The organism is Nonomuraea sp. NPDC049750 (assembly GCF_040659625.1).
Lineage (GTDB): Bacteria > Actinomycetota > Actinomycetes > Streptosporangiales > Streptosporangiaceae > Nonomuraea.
In genome coordinates this window covers 102551-122530 of record NZ_JBFANB010000005.1, presented here as the reverse complement: position 1 = coordinate 122530, position 19980 = coordinate 102551, and the positions used below count along the sequence as shown (strand labels likewise).

Below are 19980 nucleotides of genomic sequence, written 5' to 3'. Positions count from 1 at the left end.
ACGTGGGACGGCCGTCCCACGATCACGTCCGACACCACACGGGCCCGCCGCGCGACCGCGTCCGGGAAAATCCCGTACCGATCTCACGTTTCCGTCCCGCACACTCGACCATGTACAAGCACGCTCAACGGGGGCCCCAGGCATGAAGACGACCCGGCGCAGGCCGTACACCGAGCAGCGCCCGCAGGACCTCGGCGGTGGGGTGTGGAGCGTGCCCGTGCCGATCCCCGGCAACCCGCTCGGCTACACGCTCGTCTACGCCGTCGACTCCCCCAAGGGCCCCGTGCTGGTGGACGCCGGCTGGAACCACCCGGATGCCTGGGCCGCCCTCAGCGGCGGCCTGCGGACGCTCGGCCTCGACGTGAGCGCGGTCAGAGGCGTGGTCGTCACCCACTTCCACCCCGACCACGCCGGGCTGGCCGGTCAGGTCAGGGCGGAGTCCGGCGCCTGGATCGCGATGCACGAATCGGACGCCGCGCTGGTCAGGCTCATGCACAGCTTCGCCGAAGGCGAGCACCGCGACTTCCAGGCCGACATGCTGCGGCGGGCGGGGGCCGGGCACGAGGACGTGGCGGTCGCGACCGCCGGCCGCCCGGACACGCCCGCGTTGCCCGACCGCGAGCTGCGCGACGGCGACCTGGTGGACCTGCCGGGCCGCAAACTGCGGGCCGTGCACACGCCGGGTCACACCCCCGGTCACATCTGCCTGCACCTGGAGGACGCCGACCGCCTGTTCACCGGCGACCACGTCCTCCCCGACATCACCCCCCACGTCGGGATTTATCCCTATGACCGGGACGATGTTGATCCGTTGGGGGATTTTCTGGAGTCGCTGGACCGCGTCGGCGAGCTGGGCCCGCTGGACGCGCTCCCCGCCCATGAATGGATATTTCCGGATGTAGCCGCGCGCGCCGCCGAGATCCGCCACCATCACGAGGAGAAGCTCCAGCGACTCGGCGCCCTCCTGGCCGAGCGCGCGCAACCGCTGACCATCTGGGAGACCGCCGCGATGATGACCTGGAACCGGCCCTGGGACGACCTGTCCCCCGTCCTGCGCGGCATGGCCGCGGGAGAGGCGGCCGCGCATCTGCGCACGCTGGAGGCGCGTGGCGTGATTCGCCGCGTCTCCGGAGTCGATATGGTGCGCTTCCAGGCCCTAGAATCCTAGACATCCGATGTCTAGGGAGAAAAGCGTGGCGGTCACCGACGCGGCCATCGACAAAATCAAGCAGATGATCCTCTCGGGCGAGCTCACGCCCGGCGACAGGCTGCCGAAGGAGGCCGACCTGGCCGAGCGCCTCGGCCTGTCGCGCAACTCGCTCCGCGAGGCCGTACGAGCACTGGCGCTGATCAACGTCCTCGACGTACGCCAGGGAGACGGCACCTACGTCACCAGTTTGGAGCCGCGCCTGCTGCTCGACACCATGTCGTTCGTGCTCGACCTGCATCGCGACGACACGGTGATCCAGTTCTTCGAGGTACGCCGCATCCTGGAGCCCGCGGCGACGGCGATGGCGACCGAGCAGATGACCGAAGGGGAGATCGACGAGCTCCGGGTGATCCTGGAGTCGCTGCCCGACTCACCCACGGTGGAGGAGTTGGTGGCCAACGACCTGGACTTCCACCACCGGATCGCGCGGGGTTCGGGCAACAGCGTGCTCTGCTCGTTCATCGAGAGCCTGTCCGGGCCGACGACCCGGGCGCGGATCTGGCGCGGGCTGACCCAGGAGGGCGCGATGGAGAAGACGCGGGAGCAGCACACCGCGATCTACGAGGCCATCGCGACCCGTCAGCCCGACGTGGCCCGCTCCTGGGCCACGGTGCACATCGCGGGAGTGGAATCCTGGCTGCGCAAGGCCCTCGACTGAGGGTAGATACCCCGGCGTGGCCGACAAACTGGAGAAATATCGCAGCAAACGCGACGCCAGCCGTACCCCCGAGCCCGTCCCCGACACGGCCCCCGAGTCGGGCGACGGCGCCGCGTTCGTGATCCAGGAGCATCACGCCCGCGCCCTGCACTGGGACCTGCGGCTGGAGCGGGACGGGGTGCTCGCCTCCTGGGCGATCCCCAAGGGCCTGCCGGCCGACCCACGCGTCAATCACCTGGCCGTACGTACCGAGGACCACCCGATGGAATACCTCGACTTCCACGGCGAGATCCCCAAGGGCGAGTACGGCGGCGGCACGATGACGGTCTGGGACCGCGGCACGTACGAGACCGAGAAGTGGTCCGACCGCGAGGTCAAGGTCGTGCTGCACGGCTCGCGAGCCGCGGGACGGTTCGTGCTGTTCCCGACGAACGGCAAGAACTGGATGATCCACCGCATGGACCCACCCTCCCGCGACCCCCTGCCCCCGCTCGACCCGATGCTTCCGGTCGAACGGACCCGGCTGCCACGTGACGTGGCCGACTACGCGTTCGAGTTCGCGTGGGGCGGGGAGCGCGTGCTGGTGGCGATCGACGGCGGGCGTACGGAGGCGGCGCGGCGCTATCCCTGGCTGCGCCCGCTCGCGGCGTCGTTCGGCAGCCGCACGGCGGTGCTGGACGGCGAGGTGGTCACGATGGCGGGCACGGAGGTTCTGGTCTGCTATGACCTCCTGTACGACGACGGCCACTCCCTGGTCGCGCTGCCGTACACGGCCCGCCGCGCGGCTTTGGAAGCGCTCATGCCGGCCTCCGCCCGCTGGCAGACCGCCCCCGCGTGGCCGGGCCAGGCCAGGCCGGTACGGCAGGCGGCCCGCGAGCAGGGGCTGCCCGGCGTGATCGCCAAGCGCCTCGACTCCCCCTATGAGCCGGGCGTGTCGAAGTCCTGGCTCTTCATCCCCGCCTAGCCCCGACCGACTCCTCGGGTATCGCGTGCAGGGCGGGCACGGCGCCCTGAGTGAAGACGTCGTCCAGGCGCCAGCGCGCGTACTGGTTCTCGCACGGCGGCCCGCTCGCGATGGACAGCACACGCTCATCAAGGTCCATCACGATCGAGTACACCGTCGTGGACAGGTCGGCCTCCGCGACGTCCGGATCGCGGTGGCGGCAGATGCCGTCAGGGAAGGAGAAGTGATCGCGCAGCGCCGCCACGATGTCCTCGACGGTCACCGCCCGTACGCGCGCCGCGTCCTCCAGCAGATGCCGCATCCGCGCGGGCCGCAGCAGCGTCAGAGCCGAGGCCGCCACCTTCTCGTCATGCAGCGGAAGCGGGCACTGGAAGTGGTTGGAGTGGGCCAGCAGGCCGTCCTCCGGCAGCAGGTGCCCGAACACACCGGGCGCCACCTCAAGGTCGATCGCCTCACCTCCGGCGTCGGCGATGAGCACGTTCCCCGAGGAGACGCGGGGCACGTTGAGCGTCCTGCGCAACGCGGTGCTCATCCGGGGCGAGTTCAGCACCCCGCGCAGCAGATAGTGGTACGGCACGCCCTCGCCGCCGGTGTCCAGGTCGGAGACGAGCAGGTTGGCGCAGACCCCGAGGCCCGCGGAGTTCAGGCCGCTCTTGGCCAGCATGCCCGCCTCGGCCAGCGTGAGCACCGAGAAGCCCTCGGTGTCGCGGGTCGCCAGCAGGAACGTGACGGGTCCCTGCTCGGGGTTCCAGTCCCAGTTCTGCGCGAGCAGGGTGTGGCCGTCGCGCGTGTACTGCGGCAACACCGCCACCGAGGTGCAGCCCTCGTCGTGGTAGCCGGTCCCGTAGAGCAGCTCGGTACGCGCGTTGAGCGCCGTGATGTGCTCGACCCGCCGGCCCGCGCCCTCGGCCAGGCCCTCCAGCATCTCCGCGATCGTACGGTCGTAACCCCGGGCCACGGCGAGATAGGTGGCGCCCCAGCGCAGCACGTCGGCGTCCGACAGGCCCACGTCGTCACGGAACCTGCGCAGGTACGTCTCCAGGCTCCGCTCGACGAGTTCGCTGGTCCGGCGGCCGATCTCGGCCCCCATCTCACGAGGCGTCCCCTCGACGGCGACGAGCGGCGGGCCGGCCGCCGGGTTGGGTTGACCGTACTCGATCATGTTTCCTCCAGTCGTCGAAGAACGCTGCGCACCTAGAAGCTGCCCTGGTTGAGCGGCCCCATTACCGGTCGGCCCGTAACGGAGATACGGACGGCAACCGTTTGCGCCTGAGCTGCACGAGCACCGCACCGAAGAGAGCGGAGCCTTGTGCAGCGTCCGTCGAGATCTTGGCGGGGTCAATGAGCGAGCGACCGATGCGTCATGTGCACCTACTCCCGTTCTGCTCGTGCGCCCTGCAGCCTGGCTTTCTACCTGCATCACACGCCGTGGCCGGTGCCGTTACAACGGAAGAGAAACGGAAGAGGAATGGAAGAACGGCGTCGTAGCGTCCTTCTGTCCGGCTGTAGCCATTTCTTCTGCGCAATGATTTGAAGTATGTGAGACATCGGGTCGTCGGCGTGTGCGAACGATATCAGTGCGGCGCTGTACGTGTTTCATGCCGATGTTCCAGGTGGCACATGTATCAAGCGGTACATCAAGCGCCCATGACTTCGTGAAGGAGAAGAGTGTCAGGATTCAGTCGCGGGCCCGTTCGACGACGGGTTACCGGTGTGGTCGCGATGGCCCTCGTGCCGTTGATGGTGGCGGTCGGGGTGGCCTGGGCCGCCGTCACCGACAACATGTTCCCGACCGAAAGCACCGGTAGTAGCTGCGTGATCGGCTTCGGCAGTCATCCACCATGCCAGACCGACAATCGCGAAGTCTATTTCTACATGGACAGCAGCGGCGAATACAAGCTGGAGTCGGAGGACCGGTCGACGGTAAACGCCGCCATTGACGGAGAGTACCGCCCCACGGATTTGGCCTTCCACTACGACTCGTCGCCGGTGTTCGAGGGGAGCGCGGAGACCGACATCATCTACCAGGAGGGCTCGACCGGCCTACCGGACAGTTCGGCCGGTAGGACGTGGTGCAATGGGGGCAGTGGCACGCATTACAAATGCGACCAGCAGTACATTCGCATCCGAGGCAACGGGCGTTACACCTACGCGAGAGTTTGCCATGAGACCGGACACGCCGTCGGCCTGCAACACGGCGACTACTCCACACCCATGCTCAGCAAGACCGATTCCCGCCTCGGCTGTCTGGTGACCCCTTCCACCGGCCATAACGATCTTGGCTCCAATAACCGGGAGAACATCAATGCCACTTATTAGGAGGGCCCCGGTGAAGCGTCTCACGTATATCGCAACCGGTATCGGGCTCGCCGCCGCTCTCGCTGTCGCGGGAGTCGCCACTGTGAATGCCGCCGACGGCGCGCCCGCACCGCGCCGGATCGTGATGGCCGACGGAGACGACCGCCTGCCCAGCATCACGGCCACGGACTGGGTGACGTACGCCGACCATGTGGTCGTCGTCAGCGCCACCTCCGAGGAGACGATCCCGCCCGCCCAGATCGAGATCGAGCGAGGGGAAGGATTGATCGGGCGGAAGGTGAATCTGGAGGTCAAAAAGGTGCTGTGGTCGCGGGAGGACGCGACCCAGCCGGCCCCGAAGGAGTGGCAGTACAACGCGTCCGGTTGGACCTTCGCCGAGGGAAACCTGAACAGTCCGACCGCGACGGCCATATACGATCGGCCGCGCATCGAACCCGGGCACCAGTACATCCTGGCCATCACCTGGGAGGGGCAGCACTGCGCCGAGGGCGACGCCCCGGAGCCCGCGAGGTGGATGGGGCTCGGCGAAGGTTCGGAGCTGCCCTTCGACGGCGACATCATCGGCCAGGGCGAGGAGGAGGGCCACGCGCAGAGCGCCGCCGAGGCACGCACGCTGGCGGCCGACGCCGGTCCGAACGCCGGCCTGGAAGAGGAAATGGCAGGCAACAGCGCGGACGCCCTCGCCGCCAAGCTGAAGGCGACCCAGCCTGGGGAAAGACAGCAGTTCGAACCGCCGCCGACGGCCACCTGCGGCTGAGCATCGGGTTGCCCTCTGCTCGCGGGCTTCTGGAAAGAGGCCTCCCCCAAAACCAGTTGGAACAGGCTACCGGCGAGGCCGATAAAGGCTGACCCAGAGTCGTACGGTGCCGCCCATTGTGCGGCGCCGTACGTGTTTCATGGCTTCCGAAGGAGAAGAGTGTCAGTATTCAGTCGCGGGCCCGTTCGACGACGGGTTACCGGTGTGGTCGCGATGGCTCTCGTGCCGTTGATGGTGGCGGTCGGGGTGGCCTGGGCCGCCGTCACCGACAACATGTTCCCGACCGAAAGCACCGGCAGTAGCTGCCTGACCGGTATGGGAAATTCGCCCTGCCAGACCGACAATCGCGAAGTCTATTTCTACATGGACAGCAGCGGTGAATACAAGCTGGAGTCGGAGGACCGGTCGAGGGTCAACGCCGCCATTGACGGAGAATACCGCCCCACGGATTTGGCCTTCCACTACGACTCGTCGCCGGTGTTCGAGGGGAGCGGGGAGACCGACATCATCTACCAGGAGGTCTCGACCGGCCTCCCGGACAGTGCGGATGGTAGGACGTGGTGCAATGCGCGCGGCGGCGAGCGGTACAACTGCGACCAGCAGTACATTCGCATCCGAGGCAACGGATATTACACCTACGGGCTGGTCTGCCATGAAACCGGACACGCTGTCGGCCTGCAGCACGGCGACTACGCCACACCCATGCTCAGCAAGACCGATTCCCGCCTCGGCTGTCTGACGACTCCTGTCAGGAGCAACGATCTTGGCTCCAATAACCGGGAGAACATCAATGCCACTTATTAGGAGGGCCCCGTTGACGCGTCTTACGTATATCGCAACCGGTATCGAGCTCGCCGCCAGTGCCGAACTTTCTCGGCCGGTGGACGCATGACGCGACTGGGCGGTTGAGAGGCACCCCCGGGTACGAATGACGAACGCGGCCCCCGATGATCGTCGGTTGTCCACACCAGTCGATCAGGAACAGAGGCCGCGTTCGCGTGCCGTCATCCCCGATGACGTGCTCGCCCGGTACATCGCCGCGGCAAGACCACCATCGTCACGACCAGAGCGCCATGAGTTCGGCGGCCAGAACGCCACGATCATGGCGACCACAGCGCCATGGGCTCGGCGACCAAAACGCCACGATCCTGGCGACCACAGCGCCATAGGCTGCTGTAGGTGAGATGCTTAAGCCGTGGTCAGCAACGCATTGAACCGGGTCGTTCCACGTCATGCCGAACGTGCTGTGACCGAGGCTCTGGCGGACACTCGCGTCGTCCTCCTCAACGGAGCTCGTCAGTCTGGCAAGAGCACGTTGGTGCGCGTGGTCGCCAAAGACAGAACCGCCGAATGGCGCGACCTCGACACCGTGATCAACCGGCAGGCGGCCACCACCGACCCCGAGGGATTCGTGGCATTCCCGGACCTGATGGTCATCGACGAGATCCAGCGAGTCCCCGATCTGCTGCTCGCCATCAAGTCCCAAGTCGACCGGGATCCGCGGCCGGGCCGCTATCTCTTGACCGGCTCGTCCCGTGTGCTCGGTCTCCGAGGACTGCCTGACACGCTTCCCGGACGGATGGAGACCATCGAGCTCTGGCCCTTCTCTCAGGGAGAGATCGACGGCACGCCGGACGGTTTCGTGGACGCCATTTTCGCCGAGGGCGCAGGGCTGCATCACACATCGAAGGTCTCGCGAGGCGACTACGCCGAACGACTCGTCAGGGGCGGTTTCCCGGAGGCTGTCGCTCGGCCGACCGCCAAGCGTAGACAACACTTCTTCGACTCATACGTGGGCGACCTGATCGCCCGCGACGTGAGCCAACTGGCCGAGATCGAGCGTACTGACGAAATGCGGGCCCTGATTCGCCTGGTCGCGGCCCGTTCCGGGCAACTCCTCGTCGGCACCGATCTGAGCAATGAGCTCGGCATCTCGGCCAATACGGTCCGCCGCCACCTGGCCCTGTTGGAAGAGGTGTTCCTGATCAAACGCATCCCCGCCTGGTCGAGGAACATCAGCAACCGGGCCGTCGGAACGCCCAAAGTCGGCTGCGTCGACTCCGGCATAGCCGCGAACCTGGTCGGTGCCGACGCGCGCAGCCTGGTCCGACCGGGGAGCCTGTTCGGCCCCTTGTTGGAGGCGTTCGTCCTGATGGAGCTCGCTCGCCAGTTGACGTGGGCGGAGGAGCGAGTGGAGCTGTTCCACTACAGGACCAAGGACAAGATCGAGGTCGACGCGGTGCTCGAGAACCGGCAGGGCCGGGTGGTCGGGATCGAGGTGAAGGCCGCGTCCACCGTACGGAGCGAGGATTTCAAGGGGCTGAGGCATCTGGCCGACCGGCTCGGGGACGACTTCGTCGCGGGTCTCGTGCTCTATACCGGCGACCAGACCTACTCGTTCGGCGACCGGATGCGGGCGATGCCGGTGAGCGCGTTGTGGGAGATCGGCTAGGAGATACTCGGGGAATGCAGATTTCCGAAATATCGCCTGATAGTGAGTCGGTGGGGCCTCGGTTGCTGGCGGTTCAGCATGCCGCGTACGCGGTCGAGGCGAAGATCATCGAGGATGACCGGATTCCCCCGTTGAGTGAGACGCTCGATGAGCTGCGGGCGCAGCCACTGCGGTGGGTGGGGGCGTTCGACGAGGACGAGCTACTGGTGGGGGCCGTCGCGTGGGAGGAGACGGTGGATGAGGTGGACATCAACCGGCTGGTGGTCGATCCCGCGGCGCATCGGCGAGGGGTGGGGCGGACGCTGGTCGAGGAGGTCATGAGCCGGGCGGGGAGCCGCAGGATCGTGGTGTCCACCGGCCGGGCCAACGCGCCGGCCAGGAAGCTGTACGAGCGGCTGGGGTTCGAGCGGCTCGACGAGGTGGAAGTGATCCCGGGGCTGTGGATCGCCAACTACGCCTACGGCGGCTGAACCGACTACCGCCTACGGGCCGCTAGGCCAGCTACGTCCCAGACGGCTGAACCGGCCACGTCTGCCGCAGTTGCGGGCTACGTGGCCGGGACGTTCAGCCATCCATGCCAGGCCGGTCGCGAGAGCTAGGCCGGTCTCGAGAGCTAGGCCGGTCGGGAGAACTAGGCCGGTCGCGGCAGGAGGCCCTCGGCCTCCAGTTCCGACCACAGGTTGTCGGGCACCGGACGCTCCCAGAGCGCCGCGTTGGTCGCCACCTCCTCCGGTGACCGGGCCCCGATGACGATGGAGGCCACCGCCGGGTGCCGGAACGGAAAGGCCATGGCCGCCTGCGGGAGCGGCACGTCGTACCTCTCGCAGACCTTGGCGATCCGTCTGGCGCGGTCGAGCACCTCGGCGGGGGCGGGCTCGTAGTTGTAGGTGCCTCCAGGGGTGGAGGTGGCCAGCAGGCCGCTGTTGAAGACGCCCGCCGCGAGCACGCGTACGCCCCGCTCGGCGCAGGCGTCGAGCAGTGGGAGCCCCGACTGGTCGATCAGCGTGTAGCGGCCGGCCAGCATGACCACGTCGATGTCGGTCTCCTGGACGAAGCGCAGCGGCACCTGCCACTGGTTCATGCCGACGCCGATCGCGCCGATCACGCCCTGCGAGCGGAGCTCGGCCAGCGCCGGGTACGCCTCACTGATGGCCTGGTCGGCGTGGGCGTCCGGGTCGTGGATCAGGGCGATGTCGACGCGGTCCAGGCCGAGCCGGGCCAGGGACTCCTCCAGAGATCTCCGTACGCCGTCGCCCGAGAAGTCCCAGACGCGCTCGAAGGCGGCCGGTACGTCGAAGCCCTGCTCGTCGCGACCGTCCACGGTGGAGGGGACCAGCAGGCGGCCGACCTTGGTCGAGAGCACGTAGCCCTCGCGGCCGGCGAGCGCGGCGCCGAGGCGGCGTTCGGACAGGCCGACGCCGTAGTGCGGGGCCGTGTCGAACAGCCGGACGCCATGAGACCAGGCGGCGTCCACGGTCGCGCGTGCCTGCTCGTCGCTGACCGCCTCGTAGAGGCCGGCGATCGGCGCCGCTCCGAAGCCGTGGCGGGGCAGTTCGATCATGTCGTTCTCCAGGTCAGCATTCGTCACGTCATTTCCCAGACCAGCGCGAGCCCGCCGGCGCCCTTGTCGAAGTCGCCGTCGAGCAGCCGGTTCATCTGGACCTGCCACGCCTGGTCGGCGGGATCGTCCTTGAGCGCCGCCTGCAGCGCGGCGTAGTCGTCGACCTCGACGAAGTGGAACAGGTCGAGTCCGTCGCGGAAGATGCGCCAGGAGTGCACGCCGTTGGCCCGCATGACCGCCTCCAGTTCGGCGGGGATGCTCGCGTGCTCCCGGTCGTAGGTCTCCTCGAGTCCGGGTTTGAGCCTGGTACGCAGTGCGATGCGTTCCATCAGTCCTGGGCCTTTCCGCCGGCGATCCGGCTGATGATGAGTGCGATCAGGATGATGCACCCATAGACGACCGGCTGCCAGAAACCGGAGACGCCCTTGAGAGTGAGGATGTTCTGGACCAGGCCGATCACCAGCACGCCGGTGAGCGCGCCGAGGATCGTGCCCTTGCCGCCGTCCATGCTGACGCCACCGATGACGGCGGCGGCGAACACCATGAAGATCCAGCCCACGCCCTGGTTGGAGCCGATGGCGCCGAGCCGCCCGGTCTCCAGGACACCGGCGAGTGCCGCCAACGTACCTCCGAGGATGAACACGCCCCACAGCACCCGGTCCACCCGGATGCCCGCCGCCCGCGCCGCGTCGGCGTTGCCGCCGATCGCGTAGAGCGAGCGCCCGAGCCGGAAGTAGCCGAGTCCGACGATGCCCGCCGCGAACAGCACGGCCGCGATCCAGATCGCCGCCGGCAGGCCGAGCCAGGTGGCGCTGCCCAGGTAGAGGATGGAGTCGGGCAGCTCGAACAGCGTCTTGCCCTCGGTCGGGCCCAGCTGCAGGCCGTGCACGATGATCAGCATGGCCAGCGTGACGATGAACGCCGACAGCTGAAACTTGATGATCAAAAACCCGTTGAACACCCCGATCGCCGCCCCGATCAGCAGGCAGAGCGGGATCACCAACGGCCCGGGCAGGCCGAGCCCGAACCCGCCGGCCGACGCCGGGATCACCAGCATCACCGCGATCGCCGGGGCCATGCCGACCGTCGACTCCAGCGACAGGTCGAACTTGCCGGCGATCAGGATCAGCGCCTCGGCCAGCACCAGCAGCGAGATCGACGCCTGCTGCTGGAGTACGTTGGTCAGGTTGCCGACCGATAAGAAGATCGGGTCCAGGAACGCGCCCACGATGAGCAGGATCAGGATCACCGGCACCAGCGTGAGGTCCCGGAACCTGGCGAGCCGCACCCGGGGGGCCGGCGCGGACAGTGTGGTTGTCACTCTTCAATGCCTTCCATCACGGCTACGAGCTCATGGTCGGTCCACCCACGCGGCACGTCCTTCACGACCCTGCCGTGGAACATCACCAGCACCCGGTCGCAGATGCGCAGGTCGTCGAGCTCGTCGGAGACCAGTACGGCCCCCGCTCCCCGCTCGACCGCGTCCTCGACGGCGCCGAGCAGGGCCTGTTTGGCCTTGACGTCGACGCCCGCGGTTGGGTTGATCACCACCAACGCGGACGGGTCGTCGACCAGCGCCCGCGCGAACACCACCTTCTGCGCGTTTCCTCCAGACAGATCACCGACGGGCTGATCGGGCCCTTCGGTCTTGATGTCCAGATCCTCGATCAGTCGCAAGGCCTTGTTCCGGCGTCTCGTCGGTGAGATGAGGCCGTACCTGCCGAGCTTGCGGGCGATCGGGAGCGTGCCGTTCTCCCCCACCGACAGCAGCGGGACGAAGCCCTCGCGGTTGCGGTCCTCCGGCACGAAGCCGAGACCCGCCCCCAGCGCGGCCGGTACGTCGCCCGGCCTGACCTGGGTGCCGTTGACCGTGACCGTGCCCGAGTCGGGTTTGCGCAGGCCGACCAGGGTCTCGGCCAGGCCGACCTTGCCGCTGCTGCCGGATCCGGCCAGGCCGACCACCTCGCCGCTCCTGACCGCCAGGTCGACGGCCTGGAATCGGCCGGCCAGCGACAGCCTCTCGGCCGACAGGACCACGTCGCCGTTCGCGGCGCCGCGGGTCCTGGCCTCGTACGCCGCCGTGGCCTCGCCCGTCATCGCCGCCACCAGCTCGTCGTGCGGCAGCTCGGCGACCGGTCTGGTCATGACATGCCGGGCGTCGCGGAAGACGGTGACGCTCTGGCAGATCTCGTACACCTCATCGAGATGGTGGGAGATGTACATCATCGTCACGCCCTGCTCGCGCAGCGCCCGCATGCGGGCGAACAGCCGCTCGATGGCCGGGCCGTCCAGCCGGGCGGTCGGCTCGTCGAGGATGATGAACCGCGCGCCGAACGACAGCGCGCGGGCGATCTCCACGAGTTGCCGCTGTTCGACGTTCAGGTCGCCGGCGAGTACCTCCGCGTCCACCTCCACCTCGTACGTGGCCAGCAGTTCGCGGGCCTTCGCCCGGAGGGTCCGCCAGCTGATCATGCCGCCGGTGGTCTGGCGGTTGAGGAACAGGTTCTCGGCGACGGTCAGCGCCGGGATGATCGTCGACTTCTGGTACACGCAGGCGACCCGCTGCCGCCAGGCGTCACGGTCCGCGAGGGCGGGCGCCGTCTCTCCCGAGAACCGCACCTCGCCCTCGTCCGGCCGCTGAAGCCCGGTGAGAATCGACACCAGGGTGGACTTTCCGGCGCCGTTCCTGCCGACGAGCGCGTGGGTCTCCCCCTCGGCGATCGCGATGCCCGCGCCGTTGAGCGCCGTGGTGGGGCCAAAGCGCTTCACGACATTTCGGGCTTCAACATGATTTTTCATTACTTGACCTGGTTGCCCCAGAGGCTCTTGTCGTCCACATTGTCCTTGGTGACGAGCGGGGCGGGAAGCTGGTCCTCCAGGCCGTTCGGCAGCTGGATGATCGTGCTGTCGTGGTCGGTCGGCCCCGGCTTGAAGGTCTTGCCGTCGATCGCCGCCTTGGCGTAGAAGAGGGCGTACTTCGCGTACAGGTCAGCGGGCTGCGACACCGTGGCATCGATGTCACCCTTGCGGATCGCCTCGAACTCCTGCGGGATGCCGTCGTTCGACACCACGAACACGTGCTTGGGATCGGTCGGGGGGACGAGCAGGCCCTTCTGCTTCAGCACCTGCAGCGTCGGGGCCAGGTGCACACCACCGGCATGCATATAGATCCCCTTGATGTCCGGGTTCTGCTCCAGCCTGGTCTGCAGCATGGACGCGGCCTTGCTGCCCTCCCACTCGGTCGGCTCTTCGAAGACCGTGATCCCGGGGAACTTCGCCTTCATGCACTCCCGGAACGCCTCGGCCCGGTCGCGCCCGTTGATCGAGCTCAGGGAGCCCATCAGCTGGACGACCTTGCCCTTGCCGCCCAGCTTCTCGCCCAAGAACTCGCAGGCTTTCGTCCCGTACGCCCGGTTGTCCGCGCGTACGACCATGTAGACCTGACCCTTGTCCGGCCTGGTGTCGACGGTCACGACGGGGATCTTCTTGTTCGCCAGCGTCTGGAGGGTCGTGGCGATCGCGCCGGTGTCCTGGGGCGCCATCACGATCGCCTTGGCCCCTTGGCCAGTCAGCGCCTGAACGTTGTTGACCAGCTTGGTCACGTCGTTCTGCGAGTTCGTCGCGGGCATCAGGTCGACTTTGAGCTCGCCGGCCATCTGCGGGACGTACTTGATGTAGGAGTTCCAGAAGTCGGAGTCGGCGCGCGGGTGGTCGATGCCGACCTTCCCGCCGCCGCCTCCTCCGGCTGCTGTCTGACCTCCGGAACCGCAGGCGGTGATGACCGCCAAGAGGACCGCGCCTGCGGCTAAAGGACCGAACTTCATGGTGGGGGGTTACCTTCCTCGAATGCCTCTGCTTGATCGGCCCTCGACTGGGCTTAGCTGTCCGTCGATTCGTTTAGTTGACCGGCCGGAGCCGCAGCCCCTGCATGCCGCCGTCGACCGCGAGCGAGGTGCCGGTCGTCGCGCCGGCCTCGGGCCCGGCCAGGTAGGCGATCGCCGCGGCCACCTCCTGCGCGCTGACCAGGCGACCCATCGGCTGCCTGGCGTTCAGCGCCTGCCTCTCCGCCACCGGGTCGTCGGCCGCGTCGAGCAGCCTTCCCACCCACGGAGTGTCCGCTGTGCCGGGGTTGACGCAGTTGACCCTGATGCCCTCCCGTACATGATCCGCCGCCATCGCCAGCGTGAGCGACAGGACCGCGCCCTTGGTCGCGCTGTACAGCGCCCGGTTCGGCAGGCCCGCGGTGGCCGCGATCGAGCACGTGTTGACCACCGCCGCGTGCTCCGACTGCCTGAGGTACGGCAACGCCGCCCGGGTCACCCTGACCATGCCGAACACGTTGACGTCGAACGCCTTCTGCCACTCGCTGTCGGGATTGTCGGCGACCGTACCCTGCGCCCCGATGCCCGCGTTGTTGACCACGATGTCGATGCCGCCGAGCCGCTCAGCCGCTTCGGCCACGGCAGCGCGTACGCCGGCGTCGTCCGTGACGTCCACCTTGATCCCGATGAACGGATCACCGGGCGGGTTGATGTCGAAACAGGCGACCTTCATGCCGCGCTCGGCGAGCAACGTGGCCGTGGCCAGGCCGATACCGGCTCCGCCGCCCGTGACAATCGCTTTGAGACTCATGCGTCCCTCCAGACCTCGCCGCCGGGGAAAGTGTGGGCGGCGATCGATTCGGGGTGCATCGCCGCGCTGAAGCCCGGCGCGCTGGGGGCGGCGTAACGGCCGCCTTCGATGACCACGGGGTCGACGAAATGCTCGTGCAGGTGGTCGACGTACTCGATCACCCGGTTTTCCATCGTGCCGGTCACGGCCACGTAGTCGAACATCGACAGGTGCTGTACCAACTCGCACAGCCCCACGCCGCCGGCGTGCGGGCAGACGGGGATGCCGAACTTGGCCGCGAGCAGCAGGATCGCGATGTTCTCGTTAACACCGCCGACCCGAGCAGAGTCCAGTTGCAGGTACGAGATCGCGCCCGCTTGCAGGAGCTGCTTGAACACGATCCGGTTCTGCACATGCTCGCCGGTGGCCACCGGGATGGGCTTGATGCCCGCGGCGATGGCGGCGTGGCCGAGCACGTCGTCGGGGCTGGTCGGCTCCTCCACCCAGTGCGGGTTGAACTGCTGCAGAGCGTTCACCCAGTCGATGGCCGCGCCCACGTCCCAGCGCTGGTTGGCGTCGATCGCGATGGGGAAGTCGGCCCCGCACACCTCGCGGGCCACCCGGAAACGTCGGATGTCGTCGTCGAGGTCGGCGCCCACCTTGAGCTTGATCTGGCGGAAGCCGGCGTCGAGGGCCTCCTTGCACAGCCGGCGCAGCTTGTCGTCGTCGTAGCCGAGCCAGCCCGGAGAGGTGGTGTAGGCGGGATACCCCTCGCGCTTGATGTCCTCGACCCGCTGCGCCTTCCCCTTTTCCGCCTTTTTCAGGATTTCTAGGGCCTGTTCGGGCGTCAGGGCATCGCTCAGGTACCGGAAGTCGATGAGATCGACGATCTCCTCGGGAGTCATCTCGGACAGCAGCAACCAGAGCGGCTTGCCCGCCCGCTTCGCCTTCAGATCCCACAGCGCGTTGACCACGGCGGAGATCGCCATGTGCATGACGCCCTTCTCGGGGCCCAGCCAGCGCAGCTGCGAGTCGTAGACCATCTCCTTGTAGAGAGCGCCCAGGTCCTCGACGTCCCTGCCGATCACGTACGACTCGAGGGCGCTGATCGCCGCGGTCTGTACGTCGTTACCGCGCCCGATGGTGAACGCGAACCCGTGCCCGGCGTAGCCGTCATCGGTTTTGAGAACCACGTAGGCGGCCGAGTAGTCGGGGTCGGGGTTCATGGCGTCGGAGCCGTCCAGCTCCCGGGAGGTGGGGAAACGGATGTCGTGCGTCTCCAACTCCACGATCCGGTAGCTGCTCGTCTGTCCGTCGGGAGTCGTCATGCCTGGCCCACCGTCTGGCGCTGGCGGCCGAGTCCCTCGATCTCCAGCTCCATCACGTCACCCGCACGCAAGTACGGCTGGCCGGGCATCCCCATGGCGACCCCGGCGGGAGTACCGGTGTTGATCACATCACCCGGATCCAGCACCATGAACTGGCTCAGGTACCGGACGATCTCCGCCACGTCGAAGATCATGTTCTTGGTGACGCCGTCCTGGCGCACCTCGCCGTTCACCGACAGCCGCATCGTCAGGTTCTGCGGGTCGGCCACCTCATCGGCGGTCACCAGCCAAGGCCCGAGCGGATTGAACGTCTCGCACGACTTGCCCTTGTCCCACTGGCCACCCCGCTCCAGCTGGAACTCCCGCTCAGAGACATCGTTGGCCACCGCGTACCCCGCGATGACGTCGAGCGCCTCCTCCCGACTGCCCAGGTAGCGGGCCCGCTTACCGATGATGACGGCCAGCTCCACCTCCCAGTCGGTCTTCAGACTGTTGCGCGGTACGAGCACCTCGTCGTACGGGCCCACCATGGTGTTGGCGGCCTTCATGAACACGACCGGCTCCGCCGGAACCTCCGCGCCGGACTCGGCCGCGTGGTCGCTGTAGTTCAGCCCGATACAGACGATCTTGCCTGGTCGCGCGACCGGAGCTCCGATTCGCAGCCCCTCGGCCGCGATCACAGGCAGCGCATCGCGCTCGAGCGCGTCGCGGACGCGCGCCACTCCCCCGGAAGCGAGGAAAGCCCCATCGATCTCGGGCTCTCCGATGTCGCGCAGGTTACCGGCGCCATCCATCACCACCGGGCGCTCCTGGCCGACAGGTCCTACTCGCAGCAGCTTCACACCGCATCCTTAAGTTATACATCGGATGTATCTAGCACGATGCTGGTCGGCCTCGGTAGGGCCTGTCAAGCCTTCACGCGCGATACATCGGATCCATAGAGGCCGAGAGTGGCCGCTGAAGTCGCATTACAAACGGTTGCAGTGACCAGTAAGGCCCATCCTTCTGGCGAAGGTTCGCTATGCAGCGGTCACATACATCGGATGGCACCCTTTCCACATGGCGGACTCCTTTCACCTGCGTAACGGGTGGATCCTCGGAGGTCTAGCATAAATCCCTGGGCAGAACCCGGCTCACCCACCCCGCAGCCTTCCCCATCCGCCCCCACCACAAGCCCCACTTAACGGGTAAACCTCCGCCAGATGGCACCAAACACCCGATGAATCTACTCAACCTTGCACGTACGGGATGGCCCCGCCCCCTCATGGCCACCCCTCACAACCGACCTCAGCCACTTCGACGGAGGTCGGTCCAACCCAACGACGCCACCAACCACACCAACCCCAACAGGAGGACTGTCCGGCAAGCGGTTGGAATGTCAGCTCAGGTTGTAGGCCGTAGGCGGCGAGGGCGAATGGGCGATGTGGTCGCCCGAGACCTTAATGCGGTGCCCACGAACGTTCGCCGGACTTCCGGTCCTCCGCTCCCCCGGCGGCAGCACGTCTCCGTGCAGACCCCGACCACGACGAACCGCCTACTTCCCCTCCCCGGAGAGGACATCCCTCCGGTCTTCTCCCACCTCCCAGAGGGGGATCTCTCCCAAGGCCCCCGACCACCACGGACCGTCGCAGGGGCCGAGACGGTCGCGTGACGAACCATCCGGAAACCGTTGGGGACATCGCCTTAGAGGTTCTGACAGAAAGCTTCCGTCAACGGGCGACGACACTGATAAGCGAACGTCCCGTTGATCACCCGCGAGAGGGAAGGGGTTCACCCGTGCGAGGGACCCCCGGCCGAGGTGGCTCGCAGACGCTAGGGACATGGTGAGTGAGCGAAGTGAAGTACCCGTCCCGCGTTGGGCCAAGCGGGCGGCCTACGCGTCCGCGCTTTCGGCGACGATCGGGTTCATACCGCTGCACGCGGTCTGGGCTCTGGGAATTCCTCTCTGGGCCGACGAGGGCAAGTTCCGGGACTGGTACGCGCAAGGCGGCAGCCCCTATCTCCTCATCCTCTGCGCCATGGCGATACTGGCCGGAACCCTGGCGCTGAGCTTTGTGCGACCATGGGGCCTGGTCTTCCCGCGCTGGGTGCCGCTGCTCTCCAGGCGGAGGGTGCCGCGCCGGACGCTTGCCACCACGGCGTTCGCGGTGTCGGCCTTCTTGCTCGGATACACGGCATGGGCCGCATGGCGGTTGGCTACCGACTTCAGCGACGACGGCATTTTCAGTCCGTGGATCGTCGTCTACGGGATTCCACAGTTCTTGGTCTGGGGCATCGGCCTGGTTCTCGCTGCCTGGTCGTACCGTGCCCGTGCCGCAGTGAGCCGTGTGGGGTCCGGCCGCTGACGCGGTCGGCCGACCCGGCCGCTTGAAACGATCAGCATCCCGGACAGAGCCGTGGGGAGAGCACCCGGGAGAGCACCGAAGGAGCTGAGAGAGAGCTGAGAGGGCAGAGGCTGGGCCGCTGGACGGATGGGCGGACCGGTTGGCATGATCATGGACGAGCAGACAAGATGAGTCCGCCTCAGGCATGGCAGAGCCAGCTTGCGGGCGTCGGTGGACCGGGATGGTCGGTGGGCCGAGATGGCGGGGATCGGGATGATGGCGGGGCGGGCGGTTGACTGAGGCACCAGCGCGTAATAGAACACGTTTCAATAAGGCGCTTAACCAAGCGCTTGATCACTCCACAGGCCCGAGGTGAGCTCGAATGCATATTAACCTCGTCGACCAGGACCGTTACGCGACCTCCGGCCCGCCACACGAGCAGTTGCGCTGGCTGCGCGACCACGATCCCGTACACCGGCACGAGGGCGAGCCCGACTTCTGGGCCGTCACCCGATATGACGATGTCGTACAGGTGTCTCGGCGCTCGGACTTGTTCTCCTCGTCCAGGAAACTGGCGCTGTTCGACGAAGTCACCGAGGAGCAGCGGGCGCTGCAGCGGCTGATGATGCTCAACCAGGACCCGCCAGAGCACACGCGGCGGCGGTCGCTGGTCAACCGGGGGTTCACGCCGCGCACGATTGGAGCGCTCGAACAGCACATCCGGGATATCTGCGACGACCTTCTCGACAAGTGCTCAGGGGAGGCGGACTTCGTCACCGAGGTGGCGGCTCCGCTGCCGCTCTACGTGATCTGCGAACTGCTCGGCGCCCCGGTCGAGGACCGGGACAAGATCTTCAACTGGTCGAACCGCATGATCGGCGCGCAGGACCCCGACTACGCCACCTCGGAGGACCAGGGCGGCGCGGCGGCCATGGAGGTGTACGCGTACGCCAACCAACTGGCCGCCCAGCGCAAGGCGAACCCGCGCGACGACATCGTCACCAAGCTCATCCAGCCCGACGAGAAGAGCGGCGAGACGCTCGGAGAGGATGAATTCGACCTCTTCGTCCTCTTGCTAGTGGTCGCCGGCAACGAGACCACCCGCAACGCGGCCTCCGGCGGAATGCTCGCCCTCTTCGAGCACCCCGAACAGTGGCAACGCCTGGTCGCGGACCCCACGCTGGCGGGCACGGCGTCCGACGAGATCGTCCGGTGGGTGTCACCGGTGAACCTGTTCCGGCGCACGGCCACGGCGGACACGGTGCTGGGCGGCCAGCAGATCGCCGAGGGCGACAAGGTCGTGGTCTTCTATTCGTCAGCGAATCGGGACACCTCCATTTTCCCGGATGCCGAGATATTCGACATCGGCCGCAACCCGAACCCGCACATCGGTTTCGGTGGCGGTGGGGCACACTTCTGCCTGGGCAACCACCTGGCGAAGCTGGAGTTGCGGGTGCTGTTCGAGCAACTGGCCCGGCGGTATCCCCGACTGCGGCAAACGGGAGAGGCACGGCGCCTGCGGTCGAACTTCATCAACGGCATCAAGGAACTGCCGGTCGTCATGGACTGATCGCCGGCCAGCCGCCCTTCGACCGGCTGGCCGCCATGGATGATCGCGAGCCAGCCGACTCGTAGGGAGCTGGCTCATCCTTCATCTGGCATAACCGAAAAGCAAGGCGATCCACATGTCATTTGCCACGTGGAGCGACCAGCGATCACTCTCATGAATGACAGTCTGCCCGTTCTGGAGAGCTGTCCGGCGAATGAACCGCAACCCACCGAGCGCGATCAGTTCA

19 protein-coding genes are annotated in these 19980 nt (G+C 67.1%); 10 read left to right on the top strand and 9 right to left on the bottom strand.

Translation table 11 applies throughout. From position 1 onward, the window contains the following. Nucleotides 1–142: 142 nt before the first annotated feature. Genes AB0J16_RS15550 through AB0J16_RS15540 form a run of 3 tightly spaced genes read left to right on the top strand, consistent with a single transcriptional unit; the run spans nucleotide 143 to nucleotide 2832 of the window. Nucleotides 143–1168 (top strand): MBL fold metallo-hydrolase, encoded by a 1026-nt coding sequence (locus tag AB0J16_RS15550; protein ID WP_358539143.1) that lies wholly within the window; start codon nucleotides 143–145, stop codon nucleotides 1166–1168. Nucleotides 1169–1193: 25 nt separating this feature from the next. After that, the gene (locus AB0J16_RS15545; protein WP_358539141.1) at nucleotides 1194–1868 is read left to right on the top strand and encodes a FadR/GntR family transcriptional regulator; all 675 of its coding nucleotides are present in this window, start codon (nucleotides 1194–1196) and stop codon (nucleotides 1866–1868) included. A 16-nt stretch (nucleotides 1869–1884) separates the two neighbouring features. Beyond that, a complete protein-coding gene (locus AB0J16_RS15540) occupies nucleotides 1885–2832 on the top strand; it encodes a DNA polymerase ligase N-terminal domain-containing protein (protein WP_358539138.1) in 948 nt (315 codons plus the stop codon). Here AB0J16_RS15540 and AB0J16_RS15535 read toward each other — a convergent pair. Further along, a complete protein-coding gene (locus AB0J16_RS15535; protein WP_358539136.1) occupies nucleotides 2819–3994 on the bottom strand; it encodes a C45 family peptidase in 1176 nt (391 codons plus the stop codon). The genes AB0J16_RS15540 and AB0J16_RS15535 overlap by 14 nt on opposite strands. A gap of 551 nt (nucleotides 3995–4545) precedes the next feature. On the opposite strand from AB0J16_RS15535, the gene AB0J16_RS15530 reads away from it, so the two are divergent. The 5 genes from AB0J16_RS15530 (at nucleotide 4546) to AB0J16_RS15510 (ending at nucleotide 8830) form a co-directional block, all read left to right on the top strand. After that, the gene (locus AB0J16_RS15530) at nucleotides 4546–5151 is read left to right on the top strand and encodes a hypothetical protein (protein WP_358539134.1); all 606 of its coding nucleotides are present in this window, start codon (nucleotides 4546–4548) and stop codon (nucleotides 5149–5151) included. A gap of 10 nt (nucleotides 5152–5161) precedes the next feature. Beyond that, on the top strand, nucleotides 5162–5908 hold the full coding sequence (locus AB0J16_RS15525; protein WP_358539131.1) for a hypothetical protein: 747 nt from the start codon (nucleotides 5162–5164) through the stop codon (nucleotides 5906–5908). 213 nt (nucleotides 5909–6121) lie between these two features. Further along, complete coding sequence (locus tag AB0J16_RS15520; RefSeq protein ID WP_358539128.1) at nucleotides 6122–6712, top strand: hypothetical protein; 591 nt, start codon at nucleotides 6122–6124, stop codon at nucleotides 6710–6712. A 391-nt stretch (nucleotides 6713–7103) separates the two neighbouring features. Then, the gene (locus tag AB0J16_RS15515; protein WP_358539125.1) at nucleotides 7104–8360 is read left to right on the top strand and encodes an ATP-binding protein; all 1257 of its coding nucleotides are present in this window, start codon (nucleotides 7104–7106) and stop codon (nucleotides 8358–8360) included. 50 nt (nucleotides 8361–8410) lie between these two features. Then, nucleotides 8411–8830, top strand: coding sequence for a GNAT family N-acetyltransferase (locus tag AB0J16_RS15510; RefSeq protein ID WP_358539122.1), 420 nt, complete (start codon nucleotides 8411–8413; stop codon nucleotides 8828–8830). A gap of 161 nt (nucleotides 8831–8991) precedes the next feature. Here AB0J16_RS15510 and AB0J16_RS15505 read toward each other — a convergent pair whose 3' ends face one another. The 8 genes from AB0J16_RS15505 to AB0J16_RS15470 all read right to left on the bottom strand — a co-directional run bounded on the left by AB0J16_RS15505 (nucleotide 8992) and on the right by AB0J16_RS15470 (nucleotide 16702). Continuing rightward, complete coding sequence (locus tag AB0J16_RS15505) at nucleotides 8992–9948, bottom strand: aldo/keto reductase (RefSeq protein WP_358539119.1); 957 nt, start codon at nucleotides 9946–9948, stop codon at nucleotides 8992–8994. Further along, nucleotides 9945–10250: an L-rhamnose mutarotase gene (locus tag AB0J16_RS15500; RefSeq protein ID WP_358539116.1), complete on the bottom strand. Its 306-nt coding sequence runs from the start codon at nucleotides 10248–10250 to the stop codon at nucleotides 9945–9947. The genes AB0J16_RS15505 and AB0J16_RS15500 overlap by 4 nt, the downstream gene beginning before the upstream one ends. Beyond that, nucleotides 10250–11242 (bottom strand): ABC transporter permease, encoded by a 993-nt coding sequence (locus tag AB0J16_RS15495; RefSeq protein ID WP_358539114.1) that lies wholly within the window; start codon nucleotides 11240–11242, stop codon nucleotides 10250–10252. The genes AB0J16_RS15500 and AB0J16_RS15495 overlap by 1 nt, the downstream gene beginning before the upstream one ends. Further along, nucleotides 11239–12690, bottom strand: coding sequence for a sugar ABC transporter ATP-binding protein (locus AB0J16_RS15490; protein ID WP_358539111.1), 1452 nt, complete (start codon nucleotides 12688–12690; stop codon nucleotides 11239–11241). The genes AB0J16_RS15495 and AB0J16_RS15490 overlap by 4 nt, the downstream gene beginning before the upstream one ends. Nucleotides 12691–12719: 29 nt before the next feature. Further along, the gene (locus AB0J16_RS15485) at nucleotides 12720–13745 is read right to left on the bottom strand and encodes a sugar ABC transporter substrate-binding protein (RefSeq protein ID WP_358539109.1); all 1026 of its coding nucleotides are present in this window, start codon (nucleotides 13743–13745) and stop codon (nucleotides 12720–12722) included. A 73-nt stretch (nucleotides 13746–13818) separates the two neighbouring features. Beyond that, nucleotides 13819–14553, bottom strand: coding sequence for an SDR family oxidoreductase (locus AB0J16_RS15480; protein ID WP_357949902.1), 735 nt, complete (start codon nucleotides 14551–14553; stop codon nucleotides 13819–13821). Further along, the gene (locus AB0J16_RS15475) at nucleotides 14550–15860 is read right to left on the bottom strand and encodes an L-fuconate dehydratase (RefSeq protein ID WP_358539107.1); all 1311 of its coding nucleotides are present in this window, start codon (nucleotides 15858–15860) and stop codon (nucleotides 14550–14552) included. The genes AB0J16_RS15480 and AB0J16_RS15475 overlap by 4 nt, the downstream gene beginning before the upstream one ends. Continuing rightward, entirely contained in the window at nucleotides 15857–16702 is an 846-nt protein-coding gene (locus tag AB0J16_RS15470) for a fumarylacetoacetate hydrolase family protein (RefSeq protein WP_358539105.1), read from the bottom strand. Before AB0J16_RS15470 ends, AB0J16_RS15475 begins: the two co-directional genes overlap by 4 nt. Before the next feature lie 978 nt (nucleotides 16703–17680). Between AB0J16_RS15470 and AB0J16_RS15465 the strand changes: the two genes are divergently transcribed. Together AB0J16_RS15465 and AB0J16_RS15460 are read left to right on the top strand one after the other, a co-directional pair. Further along, nucleotides 17681–18205, top strand: coding sequence for a hypothetical protein (locus AB0J16_RS15465; RefSeq protein ID WP_358539103.1), 525 nt, complete (start codon nucleotides 17681–17683; stop codon nucleotides 18203–18205). A 361-nt stretch (nucleotides 18206–18566) separates the two neighbouring features. Next, nucleotides 18567–19754 (top strand): cytochrome P450, encoded by a 1188-nt coding sequence (locus tag AB0J16_RS15460; protein WP_358539101.1) that lies wholly within the window; start codon nucleotides 18567–18569, stop codon nucleotides 19752–19754. Nucleotides 19755–19980 lie beyond the last annotated feature (226 nt).

Excerpts from the sequence above, each read along its gene's own strand:
- AB0J16_RS15480 (WP_357949902.1), bottom strand. The coding sequence starts at position 14,553 with ATGAGTCTCAAAGCGATTGTCACGGGCGGCGGAGCCGGTATCGGCCTG.
- AB0J16_RS15520 (WP_358539128.1), top strand. The coding sequence starts at position 6,122 with ATGGCTCTCGTGCCGTTGATGGTGGCGGTCGGGGTGGCCTGGGCCGCC.
- AB0J16_RS15475 (WP_358539107.1), bottom strand. The coding sequence starts at position 15,860 with ATGACGACTCCCGACGGACAGACGAGCAGCTACCGGATCGTGGAGTTG.
- AB0J16_RS15485 (WP_358539109.1), bottom strand. The coding sequence starts at position 13,745 with ATGAAGTTCGGTCCTTTAGCCGCAGGCGCGGTCCTCTTGGCGGTCATC.
- AB0J16_RS15500 (WP_358539116.1), bottom strand. The coding sequence starts at position 10,250 with ATGGAACGCATCGCACTGCGTACCAGGCTCAAACCCGGACTCGAGGAG.
- AB0J16_RS15550 (WP_358539143.1), top strand. The coding sequence starts at position 143 with ATGAAGACGACCCGGCGCAGGCCGTACACCGAGCAGCGCCCGCAGGAC.
- AB0J16_RS15465 (WP_358539103.1), top strand. The coding sequence starts at position 17,681 with ATGGTGAGTGAGCGAAGTGAAGTACCCGTCCCGCGTTGGGCCAAGCGG.
- AB0J16_RS15535 (WP_358539136.1), bottom strand. The coding sequence starts at position 3,994 with ATGATCGAGTACGGTCAACCCAACCCGGCGGCCGGCCCGCCGCTCGTC.
- AB0J16_RS15460 (WP_358539101.1), top strand. The coding sequence starts at position 18,567 with ATGCATATTAACCTCGTCGACCAGGACCGTTACGCGACCTCCGGCCCG.